Here is an 11,959-nt window from a genome sequence, read left to right on the forward strand (position 1 = left end):
TGTGGCCGATGCTAGTGGCCTGATCTGGAATTCACCCGCGGGTGCGGGGCAGATAGCTTCAAAATCTTCAGAAAAACCTTTATCTATGGTTGCTATCCTCAATCTAGCGCTACCTTATTTCGGCTTGATCTTCGTCGGTTTCGCCTGCGGGAAGGCCAAGTCGCTGCCGGAATCGGGGCTGGCCTGGATGAACTTCTTCCTGCTCTACGTATCGCTGCCGGCGCTGCTGTTCGCGATCATGTCGAAGACGCCGTTTTCGGAATTGAATAACCCGCCGTTCCTGGTCGCAACCACGCTGTCCACCGTCACCGCGTTCGCCCTGGCGCTGGCGGTCGGCAAGCTGCTCGGCGGCCTGACGCTCCGGGAGGCGACGCTCGCAGGACTCTCCGGCGGCTACGGCAATATCGGCTATATGGGGCCGGGTCTGGCGCTGGCCGTGCTCGGGCCGAAGGCCTCGGCGCCGACAGCGCTGATCTTCTGCTGCGACAGCATCTTCCTGTTCACGATCGTGCCGCTCTTGATCGAGCTGTCAGACCGCGAACATCCCTCGATCCTGCATGCCTTCGGCGTCGTGCTGAAGCAGATCGTGCTCAACCCGCTGATCATGTCGGCTTGTTTTGGCGCGGCCGTGGCGGCGCCCCATATCGAGCTGCCGGTCGCGCTCGATCGCACCATCGCCTTCCTCCAGAACGCGGCCGCCCCGACGGCGCTGTTCGTGCTCGGCGTGACCGTGGCGCTGCGCCCGTTCGACCGCGTGCCTTGGGAAGTGCCCGGCGTGATCGCGGTCAAACTCCTGATCCACCCGCTGGCGGCGTTCGGCTTGATGCTGGCGTTCGGCCCCTTCGCGCAGCCCTGGGCTGCCACGGCCATCCTGATGGCCTCGCTGCCGCCGGCGCTGAATGTGTTCGTGATTGCGCGCCAGAACGATGCCTGGATCGAATCGGCCTCCGTCGCAGTGCTGCTCGGGACGTTCGCGTCGGTGATCACGCTGACCAGCGTGATGTGGCTGCTCCAGACCGGCCGGCTGGTGTTTCCGTAAACGCTACTTTCGCCAGGTCGGCGTGAGCCCCTCGCGCATGGCAAAGCGCCGGAGCGGGCCGATGGCACCTAACAGGTGCATGCCGACGGCGCGGACCGGCTGCAGCGGCAGGAAATCGTTGAGCAGCGAGCGGTTGGCGATGTCGATCGCAAAAGTCCGGCTCAGAATGTCCGGGCGCCGCGCGCGGTCGTAACGCTTGAGCACGTCGTCCGCGCCGGGGTCATGGCCTGATGCGATGGCCTCGCCGGCGAGTCTGGCGATGTCAGCCGCATCCCGCAGACCGAGATTGAGGCCCTGGGCGCCGATCGGGGGGACCACGTGGGCGGCTTCGCCGACCAGGGCGATGCGGTCGCGAGCAAAGGAATGGGGACGTTCGATCGCCAGCGGGAACAGGCTGCGGCCGGGCTCGACGGTCATCCGGCCGAGAATGGAATGCGACTGCTTCTCGATCGCGGTGGAGAGCTCCTCGTCGCTCAAGCCGCGCAGTCGCTCGGCTTCCGCGGGCGCCGAGACCCAGACGACGCTGGAGCGGTTGCCGGGCAGGGGAACGAACACGCAGGGGCCATGCGGCGTGTGGAACTCGGTCGAGACGTTGCGATGCGGCCTGCTATGGCCGACGTTGAAGGTCAGCGCCGTCTGCGTCAGGTCGCGTCGCGTCACGGCAATTCCGGCAGCCTCCCGGCACAGCGAGTGCCGGCCGTCGGCGCCGACCACGAGCCGGGCCGAGAGGAATTGTCCCGACGCTGTGCGGATGGCGACATCATCAGCTTCGATCACGACGCTCTCGGCCTCGTCGTCAAAACGAACGAGATTCGGCAACTCGGCCGCGCGCGCTTCGAGCGCCAGCATCAGCGAGCGGTTGTCGATGTTGTAGCCGAAGGCGTCTCGCCCGATCTCATGGCACGAGAACCGGACCTCCGGCGCACGGATCAGCCTGTTGGTGTCGTCGACGAGACGCATCACCTCGAGTGCGGCGGCCTTGTCCTTGCAGCGCGGCCAGACGTCGAGGCTCTCCAGCAGATCGACGGAGGCACCCAGCAGCGCGGTGGTCCTGTTGTCGGCATAGGGCAGGTGCCGCGCCACCAGCGCGGTCCGCGCCCCGGCCTGCGCCAGCGCAATTGCGGCCGCGAGGCCCGCCGGTCCACCGCCGATGATGGTCGCGTCAAAGAGTGTCGATGCGTCTGTCATGGAACGACATGTGACACGCCCTGCGGCAAATTCAAGCCCACCTATTTTGCCTGATTTTATGACGAATTGCGCGGCCGATGCCACATCGGCGGATGTGCAAACCGGTCGCGTTCTGGTAGCAGAAGCCATGGACACCAAGATGGACAGCCAAGAGGATTCCCTCAAGCCGACGCCCGCGATCCGTGCCGCGGCATTCTCGGTGCACATCTTCACCGCCTTCGGCGCAGCGATCGCGCTGCTGGCGATGCTCGAGGCCGTGCGCGAGCACTGGGCGGCGATGTTCGGATGGCTGGGCGTCGCGCTGATCATCGATGCCGTCGACGGACCGATCGCACGCAGGCTCAACGTCAAGGTCGTGCATCCGAACTGGTCGGGCGACGTGCTCGACCTGGTGGTCGATTTCGTCACCTATGTGTTCGTGCCGGCCTATGCGATTGTTGCGAGCGGCATGCTGCTGCCGGTCGCGGCACCGTTGCTCGGCATCGCCATCATCGTGACCGGCGCGCTCTATTTCGCCGATCTGCGCATGAAGGCCGAGGACAATCACTTTCGCGGCTTTCCGGCGCTGTGGAATGCGGCGGCGTTCTATTTGTTCCTGCTGCACTGGCCGCCGCTGTCCTCGACGCTGCTGGTCGCAGCGCTGGTGGTGCTGACCTTCGTGCCGTTCCACGTGCTGCATCCGGTCCGCGTCGTACGGCTGCGCTGGCTCACGATGTCGCTGATCGCGCTGTGGGCGGTGCTCGGGGTCTATGCGCTGGAGATGGATTTTCGCGCGGGCACCGGCGTAACCGTCGCACTCTGCGCGATCGCACTCTGGATCGTCTTCAGCGACGCTTTGATCCGGCTGGTGAGGTCGTTCGCGTGATGCATTTGCTGACCAGCCCCGAGGCCTGGGCCGCGCTGCTCACCTTGACCGCGCTCGAGATCGTGCTCGGCATCGACAACGTCATCTTCCTGTCTGTGATCGTCTCGCGCATTCCGGAGCCTCAGGCCCATCGCACGCGCCAGATCGGGCTGGCGCTGGCGCTGATCTTCCGCATCATCCTGCTCAGCCTGCTGGTCCGGCTGATTGGCCTGACCGCCCCGGTGTTCTCGTTTTCGGGGTACGATTTTTCGTGGCGTGACCTGATCCTGATCGGCGGCGGCCTGTTCCTGATCGCGAAGGCGACGCACGAGATCCATGCCGAGGTCGAGGCCGATGATTCCGGCGGCGATCAGAAGTCCGGCGGCAGTGCCTTCTTCTGGGTGATCGTCCAGATCATCATCATCGACATCGTGTTCTCGCTGGACTCGATCATCACCGCGATCGGGATGGCGCAGGACCTCGAGATCATGATCGCGGCCGTCGTGATCGCCTGCCTGATCATGTACATTTCATCGGGACCGGTGGCGCGATTCGTCGCGGAGCATCCGACCACCAAGATGCTGGCGCTGGCATTTCTGGTGTTGATCGGCGTTGCGCTGGTTGCGGACGGATTCAAATTCCACATCCCGCGCGGTTACATCTATTTCGCAATTGCGTTCTCGGCCGCCGTGGAATTCTTCAACGTGCTGGCCAAGCGCAATCGCAAGAAGAAGCCCGTCTAGCCGCTCCAGATGGGGTCGAGTTGACAAGACGGGTGCTATGTCTTTCGCTTGAGCGGCGAGAAGAGGAGGTCAGGTGATGACCAAAGCGGTCCGTGTGCACAAGGTCGGAGGTCCCGAGGCCCTCGTCTATGAGAGCGTCGACGTCCCGGCGCCTGGCTCCGGCGAGGTGCGCATCCGCCAGCATGCGGTCGGCCTGAACTTCATCGACGTCTATTACCGCACCGGCCTGTACAAGGCTCCGGGATTGCCGTTCATCGCCGGCAACGAGGCCTCGGGCGAGGTCGTCGCGGTCGGGCCGGGCGTGACGCATTTCCATCCCGGCGACCGCGTCGCCTACTACCACAATCTCGGCGCGTATGCGAGCGAGCGCAACATCCCATGGGAGAGGCTGGTCAAGCTGCCCGACCACATCACCCACGAGCAGGGCGCCGTGCTGATGCTCAAGGGCCTCACCGTCTGGTATCTCCTGCACAAGACCTTCAAGGTCGAGCCGCATCATCGGGTGCTGATCCATGCCGCGGCGGGCGGCATTGGTCTGCTGGCTTGCCAATGGGCCAGGGCGCTCGGGGCACACGTCATCGGCACGGTCGGCTCGCGCGAGAAGGCCGAGCTCGCGGAAGCCAATGGCTGCGACCACGTCATCCTCTACAACGAGGAAGACTTCGTCGCGCGCGTCAAGCAAATCAGCCGCAACGAGGGCTGCGACGTCGTCTATGACGGCGTCGGCAAGTCGACCTTCCCGGGTTCGCTGTCGTGTTTGAAGCCGCGCGGCATGTTCGTCTCGTTCGGCAATGCCTCGGGCCCCGTGCCGCCGTTCTCGATCGCGGAGCTGAACAATCACGGCTCGCTGTTTGCGACGCGGCCGAAGCTCAACGACTATATCGGCACGCGCAGGGAGCTGCTGGAAGGCGCCGACACGCTGTTCTCCGCCGTCATCAACGGCAAGCTGCACGTGCCGATCAACCACGCCTATGCGCTGAAGGACGCGGCGAAGGCCCACATCGATCTCGAAAGCCGCAAGACGACGGGAGCTTCGATTTTGAAGCCGTAAGTCGTCCGTCGCTATCCGCTCTCGTGTCCCGGACAAGCTGCAACCCGCTGGCGTTGCGGCGCAGAGCCGGGGCACAGGACGGCAATCACGCCACACGTCTCGCCGCGCCGACCTTGGTCAAGATCTCGTCGAGACAGCCGATCATCTCGGCGATCTCTGCCCTCGTGACGTTCAACGCCGGCATGAAGCGCAGCGTGTCGAGTTGCGGCGCGTTGAGGAGGACGCCGGCCTCGAACGCCTGCGCGACGATGCCGGGCGCGATCGGCAGCTTGAGATCGAGCGCCAGCAACAGGCCGCGGCCGCGCACGCCGCCGAGGCCGTGCCGCGCCGAGACTTTTTGCAACTCGCTCTCGAGCAGCAGGCCGGTGTCGGTGACGGACTTCAGGAAGTCCGGCTTGCCGACCTCATCAAGCACCGCAAGTCCCGCCGCGCACATCAGGGGGTTGCCGTTGAACGTTCCGCCCTGATCGCCGTGCTCGAAACAGGACGCGCGTTCGGTCGCAAGCAGCGCTGCGAGCGGCACGCCGCCGCCGATGCCCTTGCCGAGCGTCATGATATCGGGCGCAATTCCGGCGTGCTCATAGTGGAAGAGCTTTCCGGTCCGGCCCATGCCGGTCTGGATCTCGTCGAAGATGAGCAGCAGGCCGTGCGCCTCTGTGAGTGCGCGCAGCTCCTGCAGGAACTGATCGGTTGCGGGCCACACGCCTGACTCGCCCTGGATCGGCTCGAGCATGACAGCGACCGTGTTGTCGCTGATCAGCTTCTCGACCGAGGCAATGTCGTTGAGCTCGGCCTTCTTGAAGCCGGATACTTTCGGCTCGAACAGCGGCTCGAACGCCTTCTTGCCGGAAGCTGACATCGTCGCGAGCGTCCGTCCATGGAAACCGCCTGCGAAGGTAATGATCTCGAATGCGCCGCCCTTGTGCAGGCTGCCATATTTGCGCGCGAGCTTGATCGCGCCCTCATTGGCCTCCGCGCCGCAATTGGCAAAGAACACGTGATCGAACGCGCTGGTCCGGACCAGCGCCTGCGCCAGCTCGAGGCTCGGCTCGTTGTAGAAGGCCGGGCTCGGCGTCAGCAGCCGCTTGGCCTGCGAGGCGAGCGCATTCGCAACCGCCGGCGGGGAGTGGCCGAGGCAGTTCACGGCCCAGCCCTGCACGAAATCGAGATAGCGCTTGCGGCTGTCGTCCCAGAGGTATGAGCCGGCACCGCGGACGAACACGGCGGTGGGCCGTGCAGTGATGTCCATCAGCGCGTCATACGGATTGGTGGCGGTGGTCATGTCAGGCTCCTCTGGGGCGGGGTGAAAAAGGAACGCAAAAAGCAAGAAGGCCGCACTTTGCGGGTGCGGCCTTCTCGAAAACTGAAGCTGAATTTACTGGTTCAGCGGCGTCGTCGGACATGGCGCAACCCATCATCGTCGCGGGAGCGACGACGCATGGCCTGGCGCAGATGGGTCCGGGAGATAGTCATGGGGCGGGTCCGTACAGTCGAAGGGCAGGGTCTGTCAAGCGGATTGCGATGACGTATCATTTGACTGTAGCAGAAACAAAAAAGCCCGTAGCGCGTTTGTGATCGCAGGAAGCGAATTGGTTCGAACCGGACGCAAGCCGGTCGGGACTAAAAGGGCGGGACCAACCAGACAGTTTTCAGCCTTGTCCGACACCTCATACCCGATCGACCTCGACAGCATACGCGGCGCGTTTCCGCCGGGCATCGAGGCGCCGCCCTTGCTGCTCGATTTCGCCGGTTGGCTGAACGGGCGGCCCTGGGGCAGCGTCGGCTGCTTCTCGCTGCAGGGCCAGTTCTCCGACCAGGCGCCGATCTTCGACGGCAGCCCCTTGCGCGACCGCTTCGCGCTGTTCATGCGTTTGCCTGATGGTTCGGCCGTCGGTGGCTGGTACGGCGCCGGACTCGACCGCGACGATCCCCCGATCGTCGGGCTGGGCTCGGAAGGCGACTACGAACTGCTCGCACCGTCGCTCGACGCGCTGCTGACGAAACTGACGTCGCTGCAATTCGACAAGGCCTGGCACGATTTGCGGCCGCACGACGAGGTCGAGCCTCAGACGGTGGAGCTCGCACAATGGCTCGCCCGAAGGCCGGCCGGCGACCCCGTTGCATGCGAGGACGGCGAGCTTCCCGACTTTCGCGGCTTCGTCGAGAAGTGGAGCAGGGATCGCGAGGAATACTGGGCCAACCACCGCCTGATGGCCGAGCTCGGCTGGCGGCTGGCCGCGCACCTGCCCAAGGGCAAGAAGCCCTGGGATAAAACGCAGTTCGAGGTCGCGATATCGGGCAAGCAATACGAGGCGCGCGTGCTGTCGCACCGACCGCAACCGTTCGAGGAAGCCGCCTCGATCGAATCCCTGCTGCGTGATTTGCGCGAGGAGATGCGGAAGGCGCAGCCCGAGCTCGGGTTGTGGTACGCGATGAAATTCGGCCTCTATGCCGATGGCCGCGTCATGCCGAACTTCGAATACGACGTTCGCCCAACGATCAACGGCGAGCCGGCGCTATTGGCCGAGGCCCAGGCCGATCTCGCCCGCGCACCGCGCCCGGAGCGCTGGGTGCCGAAATGGCTGGCCTGACGGCCTCCCAGCCGCCATCACGACGTAACCCTGCGCAAAGTGGTCCTGAGGTGCGAGGCTTGCGGTGCGGACGCATCGCAGGCGGAGCCTCGGTCTTGATGGCTGCGCTCGCAACAACGGAACGCCGTCAGAACCCCGCGACGCTGCCGTGCAGATCGTACTGGTCCGCACGCTCGATCTTCGCGGTGACGATCTCGCCGACGCGCAAGGGGCGGCGGCTGGAGAGATACACCGCGCCGTCGATTTCCGGCGCATCGGCCTTGGAGCGGCCCTTGGCCACCGTTGGACCGACCTCGTCGATGATGATCTGCTGCCGCGTGCCGACCTTGCGCTTCAGCCTGCGCGCAGAAATCTTCTGCTGGCGCGCCATCAGCGCGTTGTAGCGCTCCTGCTTGACCTCGGCGGGCACGGCACCTTCGAGCGCGTTCGACGTGGCACCTGCGACGGGCTCGTATTTGAAGCAGCCGAGGCGATCGATCTCGGCCTCATCGAGCCAGTCCAGCAGATAGGCGAAATCGGAATCAGTCTCGCCGGGGAAGCCGACGATGAAGGTCGAGCGCAACGCGAGGTCTGGACATTCCTCACGCCAGCGCTTGATGCGTGCCAGCGTCTTGTCCTGCGCCGCCGGGCGCTTCATCGCCTTCAGCACCTCGGGGCTCGCATGCTGGAACGGGATGTCGAGATAGGGCAGCACCTTGCCCTCGTTCATCAGCGCGATGACCTCGTCGACATGCGGGTAGGGGTAGACGTACTGCAGCCGCACCCAGGCGCCGAGTTCGCCGAGCTCGCGGGCGAGGTCCAAAAATTTGGCGCGAACCTGGCGGTCCTTCCACGGGCTCTCGGCATATTTGAGATCGATACCGTAGGCCGAGGTGTCCTGCGAAATAACAAGCAGCTCCTTGACGCCGGCGCCGACCAGGCGCTCCGCTTCACGCAAAACGTCATTGGCCGGGCGCGAGACCAGGTCGCCGCGCAGCTTCGGGATGATGCAGAAGGTGCAACGGTTGTTGCAGCCCTCGGAGATCTTGAGATACGCGTAGTGGCGCGGTGTCAGCTTGATGCCCTGCGGCGGTACCAGGTCGAGATGCGGATTGTGCGCCGGCGGCAGCGCGCGATGCACGGCATCGAGCACGCTCTCGTACTGCTGTGGACCTGATATGGAGAGCACGCCGGGATAGGCCTGCTCGATCGCTTCCGGCTCCGCGCCCATGCAGCCTGTCACGATCACCTTGCCGTTCTCGGCCATGGCCTCGCCGATCGCCGACAGCGATTCCTGCTTGGCGCTGTCGAGGAAGCCGCAGGTGTTGACGATGACGATATCGGCCCCGTCATGCTTGCGCGCGAGCTCATAGCCCTCGGCGCGCAGGCGCGTGATGATGCGCTCGGAATCCACCAATGCCTTGGGACACCCGAGTGACACGAAGCTGACCTTGGGCGCAGCCGTCTGATCCATATCCAAATCTGCCTGATTGACAGGCTTGAGCTAGTCCCAATTGCTCATAATTACAACCCTTTGCAGGGCGTTCCGGCGTGCTATGGATGAATCGCCTGCCGTGAGTGAGCCATGAGCGCCGAACAGTCGCCCAAAATCGTGATCGTCGACGAAAGCCCGGTCCGGGCCGCGATCCTCGAGGACGGATTGCGGGAGGCCGGTTTCACTGAGATCGTCCATATCCGCGAGATGCAGAGCCTGCTGGCCCGTATTTATGCGGTGGACCCCGACATCATCCTGATCGATCTCGAGAACCCCAGCCGCGATGTGCTGGAGGCCATGTTCCAGGTCAGCCGCGCCGTGAAGCGGCCTATTGCGATGTTCGTCGACCAGAGCGATACGTCCTCGATTCAGGCTTCCGTGGAGGCAGGGGTGTCCGCCTACATCGTCGACGGGCTGAAGAAGGAGCGCATCAAGCCGATCCTCGACCTCTGCGTGTCGCGCTTCAACGCCTTCGCAAAACTTCAGGAGGAGCTGGAGCGCACCAAGTCGCAGCTCGAGGACCGTAAGATCATCGAGAAGGCAAAGGGCATCCTGATGAAGGTCAAGGGCCTCACCGAGGACGAGGCCTATGTGCTGCTGCGTTCAACGGCCATGCGCGAGAAGAAGAAAATCGGCGAGATCGCGCAGTCGATCATCACCGCATCGGAGATGCTGAAATGACTGCGCCCCTCCGCATCGGGTTCATTCCACTGGTCGACGCCGCCGCCCTGATCGTCGCCGTCGACAGGGGATTTACCGCGGCCGAGGGGCTCGACGTCGAGCTGGTGCGCGAGGTGTCCTGGTCCAACGTCCGCGACAAGCTGAACATCGGCCTGTTCGACGCCGCGCATCTGCTGGCTCCCGTGGCGATTGCGTCCTCGCTCGGGCTCGGTCACGTCAAGGTGCCGATCGCGGCGCCCTTCAACCTGGGAATCAACGGCAACGCGATCACGGTGTCGCCTTCGTTGCACGCCGCCCTGATCGAGGAGATCGATGGCGATCGCTTCGATCCACTCACGACCGCGAAGGCGCTGGCGAGGGTTGTGGCCATCAGGCGCAAGGCGGGCGCCGAACCGCTGACATTCGGCATGACCTTTCCGTTCTCGACCCACAATTACCAGCTGCGGTTCTGGATGGCGGCGGCCGGCGTCGATCCCGACGAGGATGTGCGCCTTGTCGTATTGCCGCCACCCTATATGGTCGACAGTCTCGCCAACGGTCACGTCGATGCCTTTTGCGTCGGCGCGCCCTGGAATTCGGTCGCGGTCGATCTCGGCATCGGCCATATCCTGCATTTCGTGTCCGACATCCTGGAACGCGCGGCCGAGAAGGTGCTGGCGGTTCGCCAAGTCTGGTCCGACAAGCATCCTGATGTGGTTGCAAGCCTGGTGCGTGCGGCGGTCAAGGGCGCCGAGTTCATCGAGCAGCCCGCGAACCTCGCCGAGGTAGCGCAGATCCTGGCGCAACCTGAGCGGATCGGTGTCGATGCCGACGTCATCCAGCGCTCGCTCACCGGGCGGCTGAAGACCTCGCCCGATGGCGCGGTGCGCGAGAGCGGCCGTTATCTCCTGGTCGGGCGTGAAGGGGCAGGGCGTCCGGATCCGGTTCAGGCCGCCTGGCTCTACGCGCAGATGGTCCGCTGGGGGCAGACAGCCCTCAGCCCGGAAGCGCTCAAAACCGCGATGGCCGTGTTCCGGCCGGATCTCTACGACGCCGCGGTCGGGCGGGTGGGAGAGGGGCAGGCCAGCGCCCCCTTCAGCGCTTTTGCCGGACCGGCGTTTGATCCCAGCGATCTTGCCGGATATCTCGCCTCGTTCGAGGTCGGCCGGTCGGCTTTCTAAGGCCTGCTTAGAAATTAATCAGATTGATTCGAAGCCTAATATTTGGGCTATTGCCGCCCGAAGCAGCATGAACCTTGATCCACTTCATGCGCCGCACAAAAGCATAACCTCTGATTTCATAGGGCTTTACTGCCTATGCTGCGTTGGCACACTCCTTGAATAGAGGAAGCCCAGCCTCCCGGCATGGACGCCGGCGGCTCAGGTCCATCGTGGATTTCCGCAGCAACGAGGCTGATCGGATCGCTCCGGGCTCCGGCGAGGCGCGTGTGCGCTTCCAACCGGCTCCCCTGCGATCAACGTCCGTTTCACCCGTTGACGCCGCCCGCGCGCGGCAAGCTGGAGCTTCGATATGGATTACGCGAAACCCTCTGATGTCGTGGCCTCGATGGTCGATGCCAGCCTGAAGAAGCTGGCACTTGCCCCGCGCGACATCATGATCCGCGGCGCGATCTCCGGCGCATTGCTGGGCGCTGCCACGACCCTGGCCCTGACCGGCGCGGTCACGACGGGACAGCCTATCGTCGGCGCGCTGATCTTTCCCGTCAGCCTGGTGATGATCGTGCTGCTCGGCCTCGAGCTCGTCACCGGCAGCTTCGCGATCGTGCCGCTCGCGCGTCTCGAAGGCAAGGCGAGCTGGAATGCGGTCATCGCCAACTGGTCCTGGGTGTTCGTCGCCAACCTCCTCGGGAGCATCGCCGTCGGTGGACTGATCGCGATCTCGCTCACGAACATGGGCAAGGTCGAGGTTGCCGGCGTCGCCGCGAAGATCGTTGCTGTCGCCGAAGCCAAGACCATCGGCAACGCGGCGATCGGCACCGCCGGCATGGTCTCCGTCTTCGTCAAGGCGATGCTCTGCAACTGGCTGGTCTGTCTCGGTGTCGTCATGGCGATGACCTCGACCGCCACGGTCGGCAAGATCGCGGCGACCTGGCTGCCGATCTTCCTGTTCTTCGCGCTCGGCTACGAGCACGCCGTCGTCAACATGTTCATCATCCCGACCGGCATGCTGCTGGGCGCCAAGGTCAGCCTCTCGGATTGGTGGCTGTGGAATCAGATCCCGGTGACCCTGGGCAATCTCGTCGGCGGCTTCGTCTTCACCGGTCTCGCGCTCTACACGACGTACAAGCCCGCAAAGCCCGCGGCCGAAGTGGCGCAGGTCGCGGTCCAGGCAGCAGAGTAGGTCCATTC

General features: G+C 64.4%; 11 protein-coding genes. 8 read left to right on the forward strand and 3 right to left on the reverse strand.

Annotated features, from left to right (window positions below):
* Window positions 1–85 precede the first annotated feature (85 nt).
* Window positions 86–1,039: an AEC family transporter gene (locus tag BM222_RS31400; RefSeq protein WP_092237101.1), complete on the forward strand. Its 954-nt coding sequence runs from the start codon at window positions 86–88 to the stop codon at window positions 1,037–1,039.
* 3 nt (window positions 1,040–1,042) lie between these two features.
* Here the strand turns inward: BM222_RS31400 and BM222_RS31405 are convergent, their stop codons facing one another.
* The gene (locus BM222_RS31405) at window positions 1,043–2,227 is read right to left on the reverse strand and encodes a UbiH/UbiF family hydroxylase (RefSeq protein WP_092237104.1); all 1,185 of its coding nucleotides are present in this window, start codon (window positions 2,225–2,227) and stop codon (window positions 1,043–1,045) included.
* A gap of 139 nt (window positions 2,228–2,366) precedes the next feature.
* Here BM222_RS31405 and pcsA point away from each other — a divergent pair, with 139 nt between their 5' ends.
* The 3 genes from pcsA (at window position 2,367) to BM222_RS31420 (ending at window position 4,865) form a co-directional block, all read left to right on the forward strand.
* Window positions 2,367–3,092: a phosphatidylcholine synthase gene (gene pcsA / locus BM222_RS31410; RefSeq protein ID WP_502690962.1), complete on the forward strand. Its 726-nt coding sequence runs from the start codon at window positions 2,367–2,369 to the stop codon at window positions 3,090–3,092.
* The gene (locus BM222_RS31415; RefSeq protein WP_092237110.1) at window positions 3,089–3,814 is read left to right on the forward strand and encodes a TerC family protein; all 726 of its coding nucleotides are present in this window, start codon (window positions 3,089–3,091) and stop codon (window positions 3,812–3,814) included. Before pcsA ends, BM222_RS31415 begins: the two co-directional genes overlap by 4 nt.
* Window positions 3,815–3,890: 76 nt before the next feature.
* The gene (locus tag BM222_RS31420) at window positions 3,891–4,865 is read left to right on the forward strand and encodes a quinone oxidoreductase family protein (protein WP_092237113.1); all 975 of its coding nucleotides are present in this window, start codon (window positions 3,891–3,893) and stop codon (window positions 4,863–4,865) included.
* A gap of 85 nt (window positions 4,866–4,950) precedes the next feature.
* Here BM222_RS31420 and BM222_RS31425 read toward each other — a convergent pair whose 3' ends face one another.
* Window positions 4,951–6,147: an acetylornithine transaminase gene (locus BM222_RS31425; RefSeq protein ID WP_092237116.1), complete on the reverse strand. Its 1,197-nt coding sequence runs from the start codon at window positions 6,145–6,147 to the stop codon at window positions 4,951–4,953.
* A 373-nt stretch (window positions 6,148–6,520) separates the two neighbouring features.
* Here BM222_RS31425 and BM222_RS31430 point away from each other — a divergent pair, with 373 nt between their 5' ends.
* Window positions 6,521–7,456: a hypothetical protein gene (locus tag BM222_RS31430; protein ID WP_177243579.1), complete on the forward strand. Its 936-nt coding sequence runs from the start codon at window positions 6,521–6,523 to the stop codon at window positions 7,454–7,456.
* 127 nt (window positions 7,457–7,583) lie between these two features.
* Here BM222_RS31430 and rimO read toward each other — a convergent pair whose 3' ends face one another.
* On the reverse strand, window positions 7,584–8,909 hold the full coding sequence (rimO, locus tag BM222_RS31435) for a 30S ribosomal protein S12 methylthiotransferase RimO (protein ID WP_092237122.1): 1,326 nt from the start codon (window positions 8,907–8,909) through the stop codon (window positions 7,584–7,586).
* A gap of 111 nt (window positions 8,910–9,020) precedes the next feature.
* Here rimO and BM222_RS31440 point away from each other — a divergent pair, with 111 nt between their 5' ends.
* The 3 genes from BM222_RS31440 (at window position 9,021) to BM222_RS31450 (ending at window position 11,951) form a co-directional block, all read left to right on the forward strand.
* On the forward strand, window positions 9,021–9,611 hold the full coding sequence (locus BM222_RS31440; RefSeq protein ID WP_092237125.1) for an ANTAR domain-containing response regulator: 591 nt from the start codon (window positions 9,021–9,023) through the stop codon (window positions 9,609–9,611).
* Window positions 9,608–10,771 carry a CmpA/NrtA family ABC transporter substrate-binding protein gene (locus tag BM222_RS31445; protein WP_092237128.1) on the forward strand — a complete coding sequence of 388 codons (1,164 nt, stop codon included), beginning with the start codon at window positions 9,608–9,610 and terminating at the stop codon, window positions 10,769–10,771. Before BM222_RS31440 ends, BM222_RS31445 begins: the two co-directional genes overlap by 4 nt.
* A gap of 349 nt (window positions 10,772–11,120) precedes the next feature.
* Window positions 11,121–11,951 carry a formate/nitrite transporter family protein gene (locus BM222_RS31450; RefSeq protein ID WP_092237131.1) on the forward strand — a complete coding sequence of 277 codons (831 nt, stop codon included), beginning with the start codon at window positions 11,121–11,123 and terminating at the stop codon, window positions 11,949–11,951.
* The last annotated feature ends 8 nt before the right edge of the window (window positions 11,952–11,959 follow it).

The sequence above is a fragment of the Bradyrhizobium sp. Gha genome, assembly GCF_900113735.1.
GTDB lineage: Bacteria > Pseudomonadota > Alphaproteobacteria > Rhizobiales > Xanthobacteraceae > Bradyrhizobium.